The sequence below is a fragment of the Wolbachia endosymbiont of Kerria lacca genome (assembly GCF_051602725.1).
Lineage (GTDB): Bacteria > Pseudomonadota > Alphaproteobacteria > Rickettsiales > Anaplasmataceae > Wolbachia.
In genome coordinates this window covers 655,095-674,466 of record NZ_CP192272.1, presented here as the reverse complement: position 1 = coordinate 674,466, position 19,372 = coordinate 655,095, and the positions used below count along the sequence as shown (strand labels likewise).

General features: G+C 34.8%; 13 protein-coding genes and 1 tRNA gene. 12 read left to right on the top strand and 2 right to left on the bottom strand.

Annotation, left to right across the window (positions count from 1 at the left end; genetic code table 11):
* The first annotated feature begins 10 nt into the window (after positions 1-10).
* The 9 genes from tuf to ACQ4M0_RS02975 all read left to right on the top strand — a co-directional run bounded on the left by tuf (position 11) and on the right by ACQ4M0_RS02975 (position 12,952).
* The gene (tuf, locus tag ACQ4M0_RS03015; protein WP_265024966.1) at positions 11-1,183 is read left to right on the top strand and encodes an elongation factor Tu; all 1,173 of its coding nucleotides are present in this window, start codon (positions 11-13) and stop codon (positions 1,181-1,183) included.
* A gap of 12 nt (positions 1,184-1,195) precedes the next feature.
* Positions 1,196-1,268 (top strand) — tRNA-Trp (locus ACQ4M0_RS03010).
* 10 nt (positions 1,269-1,278) lie between these two features.
* Positions 1,279-1,488, top strand: coding sequence for a preprotein translocase subunit SecE (secE, locus tag ACQ4M0_RS03005; protein ID WP_012481857.1), 210 nt, complete (start codon positions 1,279-1,281; stop codon positions 1,486-1,488).
* A complete protein-coding gene (nusG, locus tag ACQ4M0_RS03000) occupies positions 1,478-2,314 on the top strand; it encodes a transcription termination/antitermination protein NusG (RefSeq protein ID WP_438456658.1) in 837 nt (278 codons plus the stop codon). Before secE ends, nusG begins: the two co-directional genes overlap by 11 nt.
* A 2-nt stretch (positions 2,315-2,316) precedes the next feature.
* On the top strand, positions 2,317-2,757 hold the full coding sequence (locus tag ACQ4M0_RS02995) for a 50S ribosomal protein L11 (protein WP_438456657.1): 441 nt from the start codon (positions 2,317-2,319) through the stop codon (positions 2,755-2,757).
* Positions 2,758-2,761: 4 nt separating this feature from the next.
* Positions 2,762-3,415: a 50S ribosomal protein L1 gene (gene rplA / locus ACQ4M0_RS02990; RefSeq protein WP_007301988.1), complete on the top strand. Its 654-nt coding sequence runs from the start codon at positions 2,762-2,764 to the stop codon at positions 3,413-3,415.
* A 12-nt stretch (positions 3,416-3,427) separates the two neighbouring features.
* Positions 3,428-3,946 carry a 50S ribosomal protein L10 gene (gene rplJ / locus ACQ4M0_RS02985; protein ID WP_007301987.1) on the top strand — a complete coding sequence of 173 codons (519 nt, stop codon included), beginning with the start codon at positions 3,428-3,430 and terminating at the stop codon, positions 3,944-3,946.
* Between the two features lie 26 nt (positions 3,947-3,972).
* Entirely contained in the window at positions 3,973-4,374 is a 402-nt protein-coding gene (gene rplL, locus ACQ4M0_RS02980; RefSeq protein ID WP_007301986.1) for a 50S ribosomal protein L7/L12, read from the top strand.
* Between the two features lie 58 nt (positions 4,375-4,432).
* Positions 4,433-12,952, top strand: coding sequence for a DNA-directed RNA polymerase subunit beta/beta' (locus tag ACQ4M0_RS02975; protein ID WP_438456656.1), 8,520 nt, complete (start codon positions 4,433-4,435; stop codon positions 12,950-12,952).
* A 34-nt stretch (positions 12,953-12,986) separates the two neighbouring features.
* On the opposite strand, the gene dusB is transcribed toward ACQ4M0_RS02975, so the two are convergent.
* Together dusB and ACQ4M0_RS02965 are read right to left on the bottom strand one after the other, a co-directional pair.
* On the bottom strand, positions 12,987-13,937 hold the full coding sequence (gene dusB, locus ACQ4M0_RS02970; RefSeq protein WP_010402373.1) for a tRNA dihydrouridine synthase DusB: 951 nt from the start codon (positions 13,935-13,937) through the stop codon (positions 12,987-12,989).
* A 12-nt stretch (positions 13,938-13,949) separates the two neighbouring features.
* Positions 13,950-15,437, bottom strand: a complete 1,488-nt coding sequence (locus ACQ4M0_RS02965) for a hypothetical protein (protein ID WP_438456655.1) — start codon at positions 15,435-15,437, stop codon at positions 13,950-13,952.
* Positions 15,438-15,564: 127 nt separating this feature from the next.
* On the opposite strand from ACQ4M0_RS02965, the gene serS reads away from it, so the two are divergent.
* The 3 genes from serS to ACQ4M0_RS02950 all read left to right on the top strand — a co-directional run bounded on the left by serS (position 15,565) and on the right by ACQ4M0_RS02950 (position 19,320).
* Positions 15,565-16,845 (top strand): serine--tRNA ligase, encoded by a 1,281-nt coding sequence (serS, locus tag ACQ4M0_RS02960; RefSeq protein ID WP_213864010.1) that lies wholly within the window; start codon positions 15,565-15,567, stop codon positions 16,843-16,845.
* 33 nt (positions 16,846-16,878) lie between these two features.
* The gene (gene purD / locus ACQ4M0_RS02955) at positions 16,879-18,150 is read left to right on the top strand and encodes a phosphoribosylamine--glycine ligase (RefSeq protein ID WP_438456654.1); all 1,272 of its coding nucleotides are present in this window, start codon (positions 16,879-16,881) and stop codon (positions 18,148-18,150) included.
* 213 nt (positions 18,151-18,363) lie between these two features.
* On the top strand, positions 18,364-19,320 hold the full coding sequence (locus tag ACQ4M0_RS02950; protein WP_213863789.1) for an IS5 family transposase: 957 nt from the start codon (positions 18,364-18,366) through the stop codon (positions 19,318-19,320).
* Positions 19,321-19,372: the final 52 nt, after the last annotated feature.

The following is a 19,372-nucleotide window of genomic DNA, read 5'->3' as shown; positions in this document are numbered from 1 at the left end:
GTTAGTAATTATGACAGCGATAGTAGAAGCATTTGGAAAGCCGCATGTAAACGTGGGAACGATAGGACATGTGGATCATGGGAAGACAACGTTAACAGCGGCGATAACAAAGCATTATGGTAATTTTGTAGCATATGATCAAATAGATAAAGCGCCAGAAGAAAGAAAGAGAGGTATAACAATAGCAACAGCGCATGTTGAATATCAAACAGAAAAGAGACACTATGCACACGTTGATTGCCCTGGACATGCTGATTATGTAAAGAATATGATAGTAGGTGCAGCACAGATGGATGCAGCGATATTGGTAGTGTCAGGGGTTGATGGGCCGATGCCACAAACGAGAGAGCATATATTGCTGGCAAAACAGGTGGGTGTTGGATATATCGTGGTATATATAAATAAAGCTGATGTTGCTGATGCTGATATGATAGATTTGGTAGAGATGGAAGTGAGAGAGTTGCTGAGTAAGTATGGATTTCCAGGTGATGAAGTGCCTATGATAGTTGGGTCTGCGTTAAAAGCATTAGAGGATGATAGTAGTGAGTATGGAAAGAAATCAATAGATAAATTGATGGAGAAGTTAGATGAGTATGTGGCAGTACCTCCAAGGCCTATAGATTTGCCGTTTTTGTTGCCAATAGAAGATGTATTTTCAATATCGGGCCGAGGTACGGTAGTAACAGGAAGAATAGAGAAGGGGGAGATAAAGGCAGGAGATGAGATAGAGATAATAGGTCTGAAAGCGACGCAAAAGACGATATGTACTGGTGTTGAGATGTTTAAGAAGTTGCTAGATAAGGGAAGTGCAGGACTCAATGTAGGAATACTACTAAGAGGAACAAAGAGAGAAGAAGTGGAGAGAGGGCAAGTATTGGCAAAACCAGGGACAATAACCCCGCATAAGAAATTTAATGCGGAGGTGTATATATTGAAGAAAGAAGAAGGAGGAAGGCATACACCATTTTTTGGAAATTATCAGCCACAGTTTTATTTAAGGACAACGGATGTAACTGGGAGCATAAAATTGCTAGATGGAAAGGAGATGGTAATGCCAGGGGACAATGTAAGTATAGAAGTGGAGTTGCAAGTACCAATAGCAATGGATAAAGGATTACGTTTTGCGATAAGAGAAGGTGGTAGAACTGTTGGTTCTGGCGTTGTTTCGGAAATTTTAGAGTAAACTTTGAATTATAGGAGTGTAGCTCAATTGGTAGAGCGCTGGTCTCCAAAACCAGAGGTTGTAGGTTCAATTCCTATCGCTCCTGCATTAATATTATGGTAGAAATGTTAAAAAACCTGTATGTTTTTTTTTGCGATATAAAGCAAGAAATAAGGAGAATTGCTTGGATAAAAAAACAGCAGGTATTGTCATCTTTGTTTATTGTAATAACTGTTATATTATGCTTTTCGATTTTCTTTTGCTTCGTAGATTTTATGTCTCTTTACGTAATTAAGACTTTATTTGGAATTATTTATGGAATATAAGTATAAATGGTATATCATTAAAGTCGATTACGGGTATGAGAAGGATATATGCGAGTTGGCAACCAATACTGTTTACTTTAAGGAGGTGTTTATTCCTTATCAGACAGTATGTGATGTAAAATCTGATATAAAAGAGTTATGTGAAGTATATATATGTATGCATCTGTGTGATGAAAGCAAAAATATTTTGAATCAAATGACTGGGTTTTGTGGTGATGAGTCTGGTCATTTTGAGATGATTTCAGATGATGAGGTAATTTTAAAACGTAAGGAATTTAATAGATATAAGTGGTACATTTTAAGAGTTGCCTCTAATTATGAAGAGAAAGTGCGCCAATATATATTAGAAAATTCTATGAGATTGAATATTAATAATTATTTTAATAGGGTTTTTATTCCTTGTGAAGAATTAAGTGAGATGGATTTAAAATCTAAAAAAAATGCTAAACGAAGGAAGTCCTTTCCTGGTTATGTCTTTTTATACATGAATTTATGCGATGAGGTATTAAATTTTATTAATAATATACCAAAATCTCTTAAGGTTTATGGATTTTTGAAAAATGGTAATGTTCCAAAGGTGATTGAGGATAATGAGATTCGCTCAATGTGTAGTGCGCTTTACAATGCTCAAGAAACGAAAAAGTTGAGTTATTGTTATGAGAAAGGTGAAAAAGTAAAAATTAATGATGGTCTTTTTCAAAATTTTACTGGTAAGGTAGATATGGTAAATGATGAGAAAAAAATTATTAATATTGAAGTATCAATCTTAGGTAAGCCAACAATAATAGAGCTTGATTTGGCTCAAGTAGAGAAAATAGAGGATTAATTATGAGTAATGTAGTTGCTAAGATTAACTTGCTTATGGAAGCTGGAAAAGCAGTTCCAGGACCGAAAATTGCTTCAGTACTTGGCCCGCGTGGTATACCTGTTCCTAAATTTTGTGAAGCTTTTAATAAAGCTACTAGCGCTGCTAACGCTAGTTATAAAGTAGGTGATTTAGTAACAGTGAGAATTTCCATAAAGGATGATCGCTCTCATGATTTTACTGTCAGCGGTCCGCCTGTGGCTTATTTGCTTAAGCAGGAAGCTAAATTAAGTAAAGCTTCTGGTAATTCTGGTAAAGAATTAGTGGCTAAATTATCTATGTCTGCTATCATTAAAGTGGCAAAGTGTAAGATGGTTGATATGAAAGTGGATAATGAAGGTTCAGCAGTGAAGATGGTTATAGGCACTGCAAAATCTATGGGTATAGAAGTTGTGGAAGGTTAGGTAAATGAGTACATATAATGATAATTCTAAGCAATGTTTGGAGAAGGTTGTTGAGTCTGCTTCAGCAAAATTTAATGAATCAGTTGATATCGCAGTCAATTTAGGTGTAGATTCACGTAAATCTGAAGAGCAGGTGCGTGGTACAGTAGTTTTGCCTAAAGGTATCGGGAAGAATATTAAAGTAGCTGTTTTTGCTCAAGATAAACATTTATTAGAAGCTGAAAAAGCTGGTGCTGATATTACAGGAGGAGAAGATTTAATTGAAGAGATAAAAAAAGGTAGAAAGTTGAATGTTGATTGGTGCATCACTACTCCTGATTTCATGGCAAAAATCACTCCTATTGCAAAAGTATTGGGTGCTAAAGGGCTGATGCCTAACCCTAAATTTGGTACTGTGACTTCTAACATTGCGGAAGCTACTAAAACCATTAAGTCTGGTCAAATAAAATTCAGGACGGATAAAAATGGGGTTATTCATGGTAAATTAGGAAGTATTAAATTTGATATTGATGATTTGCTGGAAAATTTAAAAGCCTTTCTTAAAGTAATTAGAGACAATAAACCTGCTTCTGTGAAAGGAGTTTACTTTAAAAGCGTTTTTTTAAATTCAACTATGGGTAAAGCTCATAAAATAAACAAAGTAGAAGATATAATTTAAGGGAGCGAAATTGTGAAGCGTAAAGATAAGGATGAATTTATACAAAACATAATGAATGTGTTTGTAAATAATGATTTCTTAATATTGGTAAATTTCAAGTCTATGAATGTTAGCAATTCATTAATTCTTAGGAATAGTCTAAAATCTGTAATGGGTGGGATGTTAGTAGTTAAAAATACTCTAGCTTGCTTGGCTTTGGAAAGGACTGGTAAATTTTCTTATTTATCAGGTAAATTTTCTGGTTCTGTTGCTATTATATATTCTAGTGCTATAGTAGAAGCTGCAAAGTTAATAGTTGATTTTATTAATGCTAACAAAGAAAAAATGTCTGTGATTTGTGCGGCTCATATAAATGAATTGTTAACAGTGGAAGATGTTAACAAATTGGCTAAGCTTCCCTCTCTGGATGAATTGCGTGTTAAAATTATGCGTTTAATATCTTATGATATTCCTGCTCGGTTAGCATTGTCTATTAATTCATCTTCTATGAGGCTCATGAGAGTTTTGGATTACTATAGTTCTAAAAAATAAATTTGTTGTTAAATAAGGTGGTCAGTATGAATAATGTAACAAGTGATTTGGTTGATAAAATATTATCTTTAAATCTATTAGAAGCTTCTGAACTTGTAAAAGTTCTAGAAGAAAAAATAGGGTTGCCTAGTGGTTCTTTTCTTGGTGGAGCTGTTGGTGCTGGGGTGCCTATTAGTGATAATGCTAATGCTCCTGTTGCTCAAGAAAAAGCTGAATATAAAGTTGTAATCAAAGAGATTGATGCAAGCAAAAAAATAGGAGTGATTAAAGCTATTAGAGAAGTTAATTCTACATTGAATTTAAAAGAAGCGAAAGAATTAGTTGAGTCTTTACCCAAAGATTTGACTGCTAATGTTTCTAAAGACGAAGCAGAAAAAATAAAGCAAAAACTTATTGAAGCAGGAGCAACTAAAGTTGAGCTTGAATAAAATGTTAGTATATTAATTTTATGTTGATATAGCTCTTTTAATTAGTGAAGGTATTTTAATGGTTGATTCTTCTTATATGTGTGCTTCTAGTGCTTTTGTTCCTAGAGTTTCTTATTCCAGGTCGATTGATTTAAAAGATTCTTTGTTGGATTTGGTTAAAGTCCAAAAGGGGTCATATAATTCCTTTACTCCTAATAATGAGAGTAATGAAAGACTTGAAGCTATCTTTCATACAATTTTTCCAATATCTGATCCTTTGCATAGGGCTACTATCGAATTTTTGAATTGTAGGGTAGATGATCTTAAGTATAGTGAATCTGAATGTATAAAACGTGGTATAACTTTTTCTGCTCAGGTTATTGCTTCTATACGTCTTGTTATTATGCAGGATGGTGTTTCTCTTGAAAAATATCAAGAGATTAAAGAAGATGATGATCATTCTAAGCTTGCAACTGTTATAAAATCTGCTGAAGAGCAGGAGGTTCGCTTTTGTGAACTGCCTATGATGACTGATAAAGGTACTTTCATCATCAATGGCGTAGAGAAAGTTATCGTTTCACAAATGCATAGATCTCCTGGAGTGTTTTTTGATAGTGATAGGGGAAAAACTTACAATTCTGGCAAATTGATCTATTCTGCTAGAGTTATTCCTTATAGAGGTTCTTGGCTTGATATTGAGTTTGATGTTAAAGATCATTTGTATTTTCGTATTGATAGAAAGAGAAAGTTGCCAATATCAGTTTTATTAAAGGCTTTGGGCTTATCAAATAATGACATACTTAATAAATTTTATGAAAAAATAGAGTGTATAAAACATAAAAGTGGCTGGAGAGTACCTTTTTCCCCTGATAAATTCAAGGGAGTGAGGCTTCCTTTTGATTTAAAGAATGTTGAAGGCAATGTGTTACTTAAAGCCAATGTTCGTATTACTTCAAAATTAGCTAAAAATCTATATGATAACGGATTGAAAGAGTATCTAATTCCTTATGATTCTATATGTGGTTTATTTCTTGCAGAAGATTTAATAGATAGTGCTAGTTCTACAAAAGTCTTATCTGCTGGTGAATCTATAAAATTAGAGGATATAAAAAAGCTTGAATTATTATCTATAGATAAAATATCAGTGTTGAACATAGATAATGTTTCTGTTGGACCTTACATATTAAACACACTTTTCTTAGATGAAAACATGTCTTATGAGAACGCTCTATATGAAATATATAAGGTTTTGCGTCCTGGTGAAGTTCCTGTTTTAAAGATAGTAGAGGAGTTTTTTCGTAATCTTTTCTTCAGTTCGGAATATTATGATTTGTCTAACATTGGTAGATTAAAACTTAACTCTTGCCTTGGGTTAAATTATGAGGAAAATTTAACTACTTTAACACATGAAGACATTATTGAAATTATAAGAAAAATAGTATTGTTACGTGATGGTCAAGGATCTGTAGATGATATTGATCATTTAGCAAATAGAAGAGTCCGTTCAGTTGGAGAGTTTATAGAAAATCAATTTAGAACTGGATTATTAAAATTGGGACGGGCAGTAGTTGATTCTATGTCTACTTCTAGTTTAGATAAAGTCTCTCCATCTGATTTTATAAATCCAAAAGTGTTAACCAATGTCTTAAGAGATTTTTTCAACTCTTCCCAATTATCTCAATTTATGGATCAGACTAATCCATTATCTGAAATAACACATAAAAGAAGGTTGTCAGCGTTAGGTCCTGGTGGTTTAACAAGAGAGAGGGCGGGATTTGAAGTGCGTGATGTTCATCCAACTCATTACGGAAGAATTTGCCCTATTGAAACTCCTGAGGGGCAGAATATAGGCTTAATTAATAGCTTAGCTATATACGCTCGTATTAATAAATATGGGTTCATTGAAAGTCCTTATAGGAAAGTAGTTAATAAGGTTGTTACTGATCAAATTGAGTATCTGTCTGCTATAGATGAAGGTTTATATTATATAGCCGATACCAGCGCAAAGCTTGATGAGAACAACTGCTTTGTTGATGATATGTTATACTGTAGGTATGCTGGTACCTTTGTAATGGTAAATAGTAATCAAGTAAGTTACATTGATTTATCTCCTAAGCAGGTAATATCGGTTGCTGCTTCTTTAATTCCATTTTTAGAAAATGATGATGCTAATAGAGCGTTAATGGGTTCAAATATGCAGCGTCAAGCTGTACCTTTATTGAAGCCTACTGCTCCTTTGGTTGCTACTGGCATGGAATCTTTCGTAGCTTCTGGCTCTGGTGCTGTAGTTTTAGCAAAACGTGGTGGCATAGTTGACAGCTCAGATAGTAACTCTATAGTTATACGTGCTTTTGACAAAGGAGGAATTAACTACTTGGATGTAGATATTTATCATCTAAGAAAATTTCAGCGTTCTAACCATAATACTTGTATTAACCAGAAACCACTGGTGCATGTAGGTGATTGTGTTAAGGAAGGTGATGTGATAGCTGATGGTCCTGCTATTAATAACGGTGAATTGGCACTTGGCCAAAACTTGCTAGTCGCTTTTATGTCTTGGCAAGGTTATAATTTTGAAGACTCAATCATTATTTCTAGTGAAGTTGTTAAAAAAGATCTATTTACTTCTATTCATATAGAAGAATTTGAATGTGTTGTACATGACACTCCTTTAGGGTCGGAAAAAATAACTCGTGCCATACCCGGTGTTAATGAAGAAAATCTTTATCACTTGGATGATAGTGGTATAGTAAAGGTTGGTACAAGAGTTGGTCCAGGTTATATTTTGGTGGGGAAAGTTACACCTAAGCATTCTCTTTCATTGCCTCCTGAGACAAAATTGTTAATGACAATTTTTGGTGAAAAGTCATTTGATTGTGTGGATTCCTCTTTATATACATCTCCAGATATTGAAGGGATAGTGATTGATGTGCAGGTCTTTACACGCAGAGGGGAAGAAGAAAACGAAAGGGCGTTTCTTATTAAACAAAAAGAGGCAAACGACTTTGAGAAAGAACGAGACCATATAATCAATGTTATTAATCAATATTTCTATGATGAATTAAGAAAAATTCTTATTAATTCTGGCTCTCAAGATCGAGAAAGTATTAATTTTATTGAACGTGAGGGATGGTGGGATATAGGATTGAAAAACCAATCTATTTCTAAGCAAGTTGAGAGCTTAAAAAAAGATTTTGATGAAAAAGTATCACATGCGATAGCAAACTTTAAGCGAAAAGTAGAAAAATTGCATGAAGGCTATGATCTGCCTCAAGGTGTGTCGATGTCAGTAAAAGTTTTTATTGCTGTAAAACATAGTTTGCAGCCAGGGGATAAAATGGCTGGTAGACATGGAAATAAAGGTGTGATTTCTCGAGTTGTTCCAGTAGAAGATATGCCTTATTTAGAAGATGGTACTCCTATTGATATTATTCTTAACCCTCTTGGCGTTCCTTCGCGAATGAATGTAGGTCAAATATTGGAAACGCATGTAGGTTGGGCTTGTAAAAAATTAGGAGAAAAAGTAGGCAATATTCTTGATGAGATCAATAAAATCAAACGTGCTTTTTGTGAGGCAATTAGATCTCTCAGTGATGATGATTTTGAAAAATTTGCAGCATTATATCTTGATAATAAAAAATTTGAGGATATTAATGATGATGAAATAACGGCTTCTATTTTAGATACGCCTAATAAGGATGAATTAAATAATGAATTGACTACATTAGTAGAGAATTATTTCAACTCTTGTAAAGATGCACACAGTAGTTTACGTCACTTCCTGATTGAGGTTTATAGTTGTGGCAGTAATTTATCTATTTGTAATAACATTCGCGATATTAATGATAATCACCTCATTGAATTTGCGTATAAGTTGCGTGATGGCATTCCTGTTACTGCACCTGTATTTGAAGGTCCAAAAGATGAACAAATAGTAAAGCTATTTGAACTTGCTGGATTGGATAACTCTGGGCAAGTTGTATTATATGATGGTTGCTCGGGTGAGAAGTTTGATCGCAAAGTTACAGTTGGTTACATGTACATGCTTAAGTTGCATCACTTAGTAGATGGTAAAATTCATGCGCGTTCAGTAGGACCTTATAGCTTAGTTACTCAACAACCTCTTGGAGGAAAGTCTCATTTTGGTGGTCAGCGTTTTGGTGAAATGGAATGTTGGGCATTGCAAGCCTATGGTGCTGCTTACACTTTGCAGGAAATGTTAACTGTGAAGTCTGATGATATTAATGGCAGGGTTAAGATTTATGAATCGGTAATAAAAGGTGACAGTAACTTTGAATGTGGAATTCCTGAATCCTTTAATGTCATGATAAAAGAGTTGCGTTCCTTGTGTTTTAATGTGGATTTGAAGCAAAATGACATAGTAATTGAAGATATATCTCATACTAACATCGCGCAATCTTTTAATGAGGTTAGCATTTCCATTGCTAGCCCTGAAAGTATTAAACGTATGTCTTATGGAGAGATAACAGATGTTTCAACTGCAAACTACCGTACATTCAAAGTTGAGAAAGGTGGATTATTTTGTCCTAAAATTTTTGGTCCTGTCAATGATGATGAATGTTTATGTGGAAAGTACAAAAAAAGAAGACATAGGGGCCGTATATGCGAAAAATGTGGAGTAGAAGTTACATCTTCTAAAGTAAGAAGAGAAAGAATGGGTCATATAGAGCTTGCATCTCCTGTTGCTCATATATGGTTTTTGAAGTCACTTCCTTCAAGAATTGGAGCATTATTAGATATGTCTCTTAGAGATATCGAAAGTATTTTGTATAGTGATAATTATGTTGTAATAGATCCTCTTGTTTCCTCTTTTGAAAAAGGTGAAATTATTAGTGAGAAAGCTTATAATGAAGCTAAAGATAGCTATGGGGTCGATAGCTTTATAGCTATGCAAGGTGTTGAAGCTATAAGAGAATTGCTAATACGCCTTGATTTACATGAAATTAGGAAGAATTTAAGACAGGAGTTAGAGTCTGTTGCTTCTGAAATGAGAAGAAAGAAAATTATAAAGAGATTACGTATTGTTGAAAATTTTATCAAGTCTGGAAACAGACCTGAGTGGATGATACTTACAGCTATACCTATTTTACCACCTGACTTGCGTCCCTTGGTATCGCTTGAAAGTGGTCGACCTGCAGTTTCTGATTTAAATCATCATTATAGAACTATTATTAATCGAAATAATAGATTGAGAAAATTGTTAAGTTTAAATCCTCCTGAGATTATGATTCGTAATGAGAAAAGAATGTTACAAGAGGCAGTTGATTCTCTTTTTGATAATAGTCGTCGTAATGCTCTGGTAAATAAAGCTGGCGCTACTGGATATAAAAAGTCTATTAGCGATATGCTGAAAGGAAAGCAAGGTCGTTTCCGTCAGAATCTTTTAGGAAAAAGGGTAGATTATTCTGGACGTTCTGTAATAGTTGTTGGTCCAACTTTGAAACTAAATCAGTGTGGATTACCGAAAAGAATGGCTCTTGAGCTATTCAAGCCTTTTGTTTACTCAAGGCTTAAAATATATGGAATGGCTCCAACTATTAAATTTGCTAGTAAGTTAATAAGAGCAGAAAAGCCAGAAGTTTGGGATATGCTTGAAGAAGTAATAAAAGAGCATCCTGTTTTGCTAAATAGAGCGCCTACGCTACATAGGCTTGGTATTCAGGCTTTTGAGCCAGTCCTTATTGAAGGTAAAGCAATACAGCTTCATCCACTTGTTTGTACAGCATTTAACGCTGACTTTGATGGTGATCAAATGGCAGTACATGTGCCAATTTCATTGGAAGCTCAACTTGAAGCTAGAGTGTTGATGATGTCAATTAATAACGTTTTAAGTCCTTCTAATGGAAGACCGATTATAGTTCCTAGTAAAGATATAGTGCTTGGTATATACTACCTAACTTTACAGCAACTTAAGAAGGATGATTTACCACTTTTTTGTGCTTTTTGTGAAGTTGAGCATTCCTTAAACAACGGTACTCTGCATATTCATTCTCATATAAAGTACAAAATGGAACACATCAATAGCGATGGAAACATTCAGTATAAAACTATTTGTACAACTCCTGGACGTTTAATATTATGGCAGATTTTTCCTAAACATGAGAATCTAAGCTTCGATTTAATAAATCAGGTATTAACAGTTAAGGAAATAACTAGTATTGTTGATTTAGTATATCGTAGCTGCGGTCAAAGTGCTACAGTGGTATTTTCTGATAAATTGATGACACTTGGCTTTGAGTATGCTACATTTTCTGGTACTTCTTTTAGTCGTTGCGATATGGTCATACCTGAAACTAAAGCTACACACGTTGATTATACAAGGGGTGAAATTAAGAAATTTTCTGCACAGTATCAAGACGGACTAATCACTAAAAGTGAGAGGTATAATAAAGTTATAGATGAGTGGTCTAAGTGCACAGATATAATAGCGAATGATATGTTAAAAGCGATATCTCTGTATGATGAAAATAGTAAGTACAATTCAATATATATGATGGTTAGCTCCGGTGCAAGAGGTTCTACTTCCCAGATGAAGCAGTTAGCAGGAATGCGAGGGTTAATGACCAAACCTTCTGGTGAAATTATAGAAACACCTATAATTTCTAATTTTCGCGAAGGATTAAATGTATTTGAATACTTTAATTCTACTCACGGTGCGCGTAAAGGTTTAGCTGATACTGCACTTAAAACTGCAAACTCTGGATACTTAACTCGTCGCTTGGTTGATGTATCTCAAAATTGCATAGTTACAAAACATGACTGTAAAACGAAAAATGGCCTTATTGTAAGAGCTATAGTTGAAGGTAGTACTATAGTTGCATCTCTAGAGAGTGTTGTACTGGGTAGAACAGCTGCAAATGATATATATAACCCAGTAACCAAAGAGTTATTATTAAAAGCAGGGGAACTAATTGATGAAGGTAAAGTAAAGCAAATCAACATTGCAGGTCTTGATGTTATAAAAATTAGATCGCCTTTAACTTGTGAAATAAGTCCTGGTGTGTGTTCTTTGTGTTATGGAAGAGACCTTGCAACTGGTAAAATTGTTTCAATAGGTGAAGCAGTTGGTGTTATCGCTGCTCAATCTGTTGGAGAGCCAGGTACTCAGTTAACGATGCGTACTTTCCATATAGGTGGGGTAATGACTAGAGGTGTTGAATCCTCAAATATTATAGCTTCTATTAATGCTAGAATAAAATTAAACAATAGTAATATAATTATAGATAAAAACGGAAATAAAATTGTGATAAGCCGTTCCTGTGAAGTCGTTTTAATTGATAGCCTTGGTAGTGAAAAATTGAAGCACAGTGTGCCTTATGGTGCTAAACTTTATGTAAATGAGGGTGAGTTAGTAAAAATTGGTGATAAAGTTGCGGAATGGGATCCGTATACACTACCTATTATTACGGAAAAGAGTGGTACAATATCTTACCAGGATTTAAAAGATGGAATTTCAATCACTGAAGTGATGGATGAATCTACAGGGATATCAAATAGAGTAGTAAAAGATTGGAAATTGTACTCTGGTGTAGCTAATTTACGTCCTCGTATTGCACTGCTTGATGATAATGAAAAAGTAATAACACTTTCAAGTGGTGTGGAAGCATGTTACTTTATACCAGTTGGTGCAGTGCTTAATGTACAGGATGGCCAAAAGGTTCATGCAGGTGATGTTATCACAAGAACGCCGAGAGAGTCGGTTAGAACTCGTGATATTACTGGTGGCTTGCCTAAGGTTATAGAATTATTTGAAGCACGTCGTCCTAAAGAGCATGCTATCGTTAGTGAAATAGATGGCTATGTAATGTTCTCTGAAAAAGACCGTAGAGGAAAACGCAGTATAGTAATTAAACCTGTAGATAAGCAAGCTTCTCCAGTTGAGTATTTAGTATCAAGAAGTAAGCATGTAATAGTTAATGAAGGTGATTTTGTGCGTAAAGGTGATTTATTGATGGATGGCGATCCTGATCTTCATGATATTCTACGTGTGCTTGGGTTAGAAGCGTTAGCACACTATATGATTTCTGAAATACAGCAAGTTTATAGATTGCAAGGTGTGCGCATAGATAACAAGCATTTAGAAGTGATCTTAAAGCAAATGCTACAAAAAGTAGAAATTACCGATCCTGGTGATACTATGTACTTAATTGGAGAAAATATTGACAGGCTGGAAATTGATAGAGAAAATGATGCTATGAATAACTCTGGAAAACGACCTGCTCATTATCTTCCTATTCTGCAGGGAATTACTAGAGCAAGCCTTGAAACTAATTCCTTTATTTCTGCTGCCTCTTTCCAAGAAACAACAAAAGTACTTACGGAAGCAGCATTTTGCGGAAAGAGTGATCCTTTGAGTGGGTTAAAAGAAAATGTTATAGTAGGAAGGTTAATTCCTGCTGGTACGGGTCTGATTATGAATAAGGTGAAAGCACTTTCGCTTTGTGAAAATATAGATAAATATGAAAAATATTTTGATATTGAGACTTATGACGAAAAATTGCTGAGTGATAATAGTTATCAATTACATTCTGATGAAGAAGAGAGTGTGGTGGCATCGCACTATGATCAGTCAAATTGAATATATCTAATGAGGTAGTATGTTTAATCTGTTTTTAACTAAAAAAATCGATTATATTTTCTTTCACCTCTGTGCTGTCTATTATGTTATTTACTCTTACACGAAATTCAGATGAGTTTTGAAGCCCGCTACTGTACCATCCTATATGTTTGCGGGCCATCTTTATTCCTGTATCGCTTCCATAGTACTCAAGAATACTGTCATAATGCTTGAGTATTATGCTTAATCTCTCTGAGGCTGTTGGCTCAGAAACTTTATTTCCACTCAAAAAGTTTATTGCTTGATTAATCAGCCAAGGTTTGCCGTAAGCACCACGACCTATCATTACTCCATCTGCCCCAGATTCTTTAAGTGCACTTTGAACATCATTCAAACTCTTAATATCTCCATTTACTATAACTGGAATTTTTACCTGCTCTTTAACATTTCTAACGAATTTCCAATCTGCTTGACCATTATAAAGCTGTGCCCTTGTCCTTCCATGTACAGTAATCATCTTTGCTCCCAAATCTTCTGCAATTTTTGCCAAGCGCGGAGCATTACGATTTTCGTCATTCCATCCAGTACGCATTTTTACTGTAACTGGCACACTCACTGCCTTGACTACAGCTTCTATTATCTCAGCAGCCTTTTTTTCATCACGCATAAGTGCTGACCCTGCGTAACCGTTTACAACTTTTTTAACTGGACAACCAAAATTTATATCTATGATTTTTGCACCCATGCCCTCATTTAACTTTGCAGCTTCCGCCATAACATCAGGCTCACAACCAGCAAGTTGTACAGCGGTTAGTTCATCGACTTTTGCTTTTTGCATGCTCTGGCGAGTTTGCATGATCATAGCTCTGCTTGCAATCATTTCTGAGACTAGCAAACTTGCACCAAGTTTCTTTACAATACTCCTAAATGGATAGTCAGTCACTCCAGACATTGGCGCTAAAATAACAGGAGAATCAATCGTCAAACTTCCTATTTGTAGGGACATAGATTTTATAGATTAATTACTTAAGCCCAAACGTCTTGCACACGTTGTGGTAACATTTTGAATAATCGAACTTATGGTAGATTGTGCCTCCTCTTTCTTACTATCTTCAGAAATGAGCTGCTGTATAGTATCATGTAAAATTCCACCTTCAGCAATGGATTCTTTCCACTCTTCATCCTCCATAAGTGCTTTTGCGAACTCTCTTCTCTTCTCGTGCAATTGTCCTGGACTAGGCTTGTACTTTGATAACTCTCTGTCAATTTCATCAAATGATTTATCCTCGTTGAGCATTTCCGTAATCCTATGAGCATTTTCTAAAGCAAATACTCCACAATTACAGCCATCTTTTTGCTGATCAACCGCAGAACTCTTTATGCTATCATTTCCTATCTCTAAGGTTTCCTGCAATATGCCCACTATATAACTAGTATCAATTGGCTTACTAACTAACTTATTTTTATATTCTCTTGCATGACCTAATGTTTTTTCAACATCATCTTTTTTCTCTTTAAGGCTAGCATTATCTGGATTATTTTCTCTTTTCCGTATTAAACTTCCCACCTCATTATTTAAGGGTACTAGACACTTCTCAGCAATCTCATTAGCAAGACTTATATCGTCTTTTACCTTTCCTTCAACCTCATTTGGTAATTTATTACCAAATGAGTCACAATAATAAGCTCTAAATTGTCTGTTACCATTACATGTGACTATCAGTGTTACCCAGTGATTTCCTCCTAAATTAATAATCGAGGCAAAGATTTTTTTTGTGTTCCCTTGTTCTATTTTATACTCTTTCAGTTTTGAGTTTAAAGTACTCACATCACCAGGAATACAAAAAACTACATTGCCACTTGAATTTTCTGAATAGTTATATACAGCTCTTGCAATATGAGAAATATCATGTTCTTGTAGCCAGTAATAGTAATTTTCTCTATTTGTCTGATGCATAAGAGTTTGTAAATTTTCATGAAACTCTTTGCCACCCAAACCACTATCTCCTGAAGCATTAGAATTTCTACGACTATTGTTACTTGAGGCAGGTTCACTTCCTGGTACAATACCACTATCTGTAGATGGAGAATAGGAATTTCTACGTACCCTCTGATCCGAATCATTTGTTTGTCTTGATATAGTATCTAGTCCACTATCCAGTGATTTACTTCTTGTGAATTTTTGCTCTTTTGGACTCTTTTCTTCCTTTACAGTTCCTTTTTCATCAACATAACCTTTTACCAAGTAAAATAAAGGTTCAATAACCATCTTGTATGTCGCTGCAAGCACTATTCCCATTAAGATCCAAGCTATAGGGTTGGAGATGAGCATAGCAAGTGGTAAGGTTAAGAGGAAAGATCCCATTATTAATCCCAAACAGCCAATGGTAAATGTAGTCGCCAAATATATACAAAAAGCGTAGACAGCAAATCTTCCACTAGCCTTAAGTTTAGTGAAGTGAGTACTCTCTTTAGATTTATTGTATCTTTCTATGATGGCTAACATATTATATTTCACGTTTATTAATTCTAGCAAATTATGAAGGTAAAATCAATATTAGCATTTATATGTAAAAATATTGAGCATTCAAAGCTTTTGAAGTAGAGTAATGATGTTAGTAATAGCACAACATATGCATGATATAGAACATATACGCAAAAACCCTAAAGGATTTGAAAAAGCAATAAAAAGCAGAGGGGTGAAAGAATTTACTGCAAAAGAAATATTAGAGATTGACCATAAAAAAAGATCACTGACTACTAAATTGCAAGCTTTAAATAAGCAACGAAACGAGGTCACGGAAGAAATAAAGAGGCTTAAAATGAACAAAAGCCCATGTGAAGAACAAGTAAAGTTATCAAAAAGCATCACAAGTGAGATAGAGACAATCAGCCTCAAGGAGCAAACAGAAAAAAATAAGTTAGTGGATATTTTATCTAACTTACCAAATATTTCTGCACAAAATGTACCAACAGGTGAAGATGAGAGCTCCAACGTAGAAATCAGAAAATATGGAAAGAGAAGAAAATTTGATTTTACACCAAAATTTCATTATGAACTCGGAGAAAGGTTAGGCTTGATGGATTTTGAACAAGCAGCAAAAATTTCTGGATCAAGGTTTACAATACTAAAAGGACAGTTAGCTAAGCTTGGACGAGCATTAATAAATTTTATGCTGGAAACACATGTTAATGAATTTGGTTATACTGAAGTGCATCATCCAGTTTTAGTAAAGGATAGGGCGATGTATAATGTTGGTCAACTACCAAAATTTTTTGATGATTCATATTTAACTACCGATAAATTAAGATTAATTCCCACAAGTGAAGTAGTTTTAACAAATTTAGTTGCTGACAAAATAATAGAAGAAAAAGAACTGCCTATTCGTTTTACTGCATATTCAGAATGTTTTCGTAAAGAAGCTGGTAGCGCAGGACGAGATACAAGAGGTATGATAAGGCAACACCAATTTGGTAAAGTGGAGTTGGTAAGCATCACAACTGAAGACCAGTCAAATGATGAGCTTGAACGCATGACAAATGCTGCTGAGGAAATATTAAAAAAATTAGAACTACCGTATAGAGTAATGCTACTTTGCAGTGGCGATATGGGTTTTGCTGCACAAAAGACTTATGACATAGAGGTATGGTTACCTGAGCAAAATAAATATAGAGAAATATCAAGCTGCTCAAATTGCGGTACGTTCCAGGCAAGAAGAATGAACACTAAATACTTCTTAGAAAATGACAGAAAAACAAAAAAATACGTTCACACTTTAAACGGCTCAGCTTTAGCCATAGGAAGAACAATTGTTGCCATAATGGAGAATTATCAAAATTCCGATGGGTCAGTTACAATACCAAACGTGTTGCAAAGATACATGAGTAATGATACTGTTATAAGCAAACAATAATTTTGACATATATAGAAAAGCGAGGAAATAAAGATGAAGGTTTTGGTTATAGGTTCTGGTGGGCGTGAGCATGCTTTACTTTGGGCTCTAAAGAAGTCTCCTATCTTGACTAAGTTATATGTTACTCCTGGTCGCCCGGCCATGGAGAATTTTGGAGTTTTTGTGAATATAAATATTCAAGATTCAGTGGATGTTACACAATTTTGCAAGAAAGAAAATATAGAGCTAGTAATTATTGGTCCAGAGCAACCGATAATTAATGGACTTGCTGATGATTTAACTGCGGAGGGGATAAACGTTTTTGCTCCAAGTCAAGCAGCTGCAAAACTTGAGGCATCAAAGTCTTTTACGAAGGAACTATGTAAACAATATGGTATACCGACCGCCAAGTATGAACGTTTTATTGATGAAAGGTTAGCTAAAAATTTTGTCCGTAGTAATAAAATAAAATTGCCGCTTGTAATTAAAGCAAATGGAATTGCAGCAGGGAAAGGTGTCATAATATGCCACACAGAAAATGAGGCTTTTTCAGCAATAGATTCAATGCTAGTGGAGAAAAATCTTGGTGAGTCAGGTGAAGAAATAATCATAGAAGAGTTTTTAATTGGAGAGGAAGTAAGTTTTTTTGCTCTTATTGATGGGTTGAAGGTAGTAACCCTTGGGTGTGCAAAAGATTACAAGAGAGTTGGTGAAAATAATGAGGGACAAAATACTGGAGGCATGGGGTCATACTCATCACCTTCGATTATAAGTAAGGAGATGGAGCAAAAAATTATCCAAAAAATAATATATCCTACAATTCAAGCACTGACTAACATGGGAACATCCTATAAAGGAGTACTCTTTGCTGGTTTAATGATTTGCAAAGATAGTCCAAAGCTTCTTGAGTATAATGTTAGGTTTGGGGATCCGGAAATACAATCTATGTTACCTAGACTTGATCCAAATTGTGATTTGCTAAAGTTGATGTTATCAGTTGCAGAAGGCAAGTTAAATACAAAAATGGTGGAGTTTAATCACAAAACTACAGTTTGTGTAGTCGTTGCAAGTAAAGGCTATCCTGGTGATTATCAAAAAGGAGAGGTAATTAAAGGATTGGATAAAATTGAAAACATTCCTGGAGTGCTAGTATTTCATGCTGGTACTAAGCTAGATGAAAATGGTAATTGGATTTCCGATGGCGGAAGGGTACTAAATATAGTAGGAGAAGGAAACACTGTGGAAGAAGCTAAAAGTAAAGTGTACTCAGCATTAAATTTTCTAGAATGGTCAGGTGGGTTCTTCAGGTATGATATTGGTAGTTAATTTAGCTCATGCAGAAACGAAAAAAGTCACTTTGCAAGCAGTAAACTAAAGAAAAACATGATATCTGTTCAGATTCATGTGAAACCAGTGCTTCTTTTCTTGTCATGAAAGTAGCTGACACTGGGATGGCTTTGTTGCACCACTCAAGGAAAGAACAGGCAGTTACTGATGGAATTTGTTATAAAATAGATATTTAGCCGACAAAGGAAAAATATGCCAATAAGAATGAAAGTCAGTAACTGCAATGAATATAACAAATTTCTTCAAGAAAGGGGAAATGTTTTTCATTATATCAACGATGCCATTGAAAATTGGTACGAAAATAGTCCAAAAGTAGCAGGTGGCAACAATGTCTACAGCGACAAAGTAGTGATTCTAATTCACATAATAACCTATCTATTCAGGATTGGTCTTAGGCAAACAGTGGGATTTATAGAGAAATATCTTGAGCAAATAGGGAAAATTTTGCAAATTATCAGCTATTCGCAGGCTTCAAGAAGGTTTAAAAAGCTTAATATCAAAATCAACGACTGCAGAGTTGATAAGAACGATATGGAAGATATTGAAATTGCTATAGATAGTACAGGTATCAGCATCTACAATAATATTCCAGGCCATAGTAAGGCAAATGGTACAGATAGAAAGTATCGCCGCTATGAGCAAACAAGAAAGCTACATGTAATGCTAGAGATAGGTAGTAAAAAAGTTATAGCTGCAAAATACAGTAGTGGAGTTTATTCCGACCACTATGGAGCCTGTGATCTTATTGAAAGAGTGGATACCAAGTATAACATAAGCACGATATATGCAGATAGGGCATATAATCGAAAGAAGTTATACAAACTGTGCGATGAGCTTGACATAAAGACAAGGATTCCTCCGCAAAATAATGCAGTAGAGCATCCAAAGTTGGATTATATGAATGAGAGAAATTCTACAATCAAGCTCATAAAGTCATATGATGAAGATGGTATGAAGAGGTGGAAAAAAGAGATAAATTATTGGAAGAGATCTTATATAGAAAGTTTTTTCTCGCGACTGAAGCAAATATTTGGATTTAGTTTTAGGAATAAATCTGAGATTAATCGTGAGAAGGAACTGCTACTCAAGTGTTATTTGCTTAACAAATTTACTGAAATAGGCATGGCTAAGTTTGATATAGCTTCATGAATTTATTATACATTACCCACTATCCGAAGAGCTGTGCAACAAAGCCATTCCA

Coding starts and splice junctions, on each gene's coding strand:
- nusG (WP_438456658.1), top strand. CDS start 1,478: ATGGAATATAAGTATAAATGGTATATCATTAAAGTCGATTACGGGTAT.
- rplL (WP_007301986.1), top strand. CDS start 3,973: ATGAATAATGTAACAAGTGATTTGGTTGATAAAATATTATCTTTAAAT.
- ACQ4M0_RS02975 (WP_438456656.1), top strand. CDS start 4,433: ATGGTTGATTCTTCTTATATGTGTGCTTCTAGTGCTTTTGTTCCTAGA.
- ACQ4M0_RS02995 (WP_438456657.1), top strand. CDS start 2,317: ATGAGTAATGTAGTTGCTAAGATTAACTTGCTTATGGAAGCTGGAAAA.
- rplA (WP_007301988.1), top strand. CDS start 2,762: ATGAGTACATATAATGATAATTCTAAGCAATGTTTGGAGAAGGTTGTT.
- secE (WP_012481857.1), top strand. CDS start 1,279: ATGGTAGAAATGTTAAAAAACCTGTATGTTTTTTTTTGCGATATAAAG.
- purD (WP_438456654.1), top strand. CDS start 16,879: ATGAAGGTTTTGGTTATAGGTTCTGGTGGGCGTGAGCATGCTTTACTT.
- ACQ4M0_RS02965 (WP_438456655.1), bottom strand. CDS start 15,437: ATGTTAGCCATCATAGAAAGATACAATAAATCTAAAGAGAGTACTCAC.
- tuf (WP_265024966.1), top strand. CDS start 11: ATGACAGCGATAGTAGAAGCATTTGGAAAGCCGCATGTAAACGTGGGA.
- dusB (WP_010402373.1), bottom strand. CDS start 13,937: ATGTCCCTACAAATAGGAAGTTTGACGATTGATTCTCCTGTTATTTTA.
- serS (WP_213864010.1), top strand. CDS start 15,565: ATGCATGATATAGAACATATACGCAAAAACCCTAAAGGATTTGAAAAA.
- ACQ4M0_RS02950 (WP_213863789.1), top strand. CDS start 18,364: ATGCCAATAAGAATGAAAGTCAGTAACTGCAATGAATATAACAAATTT.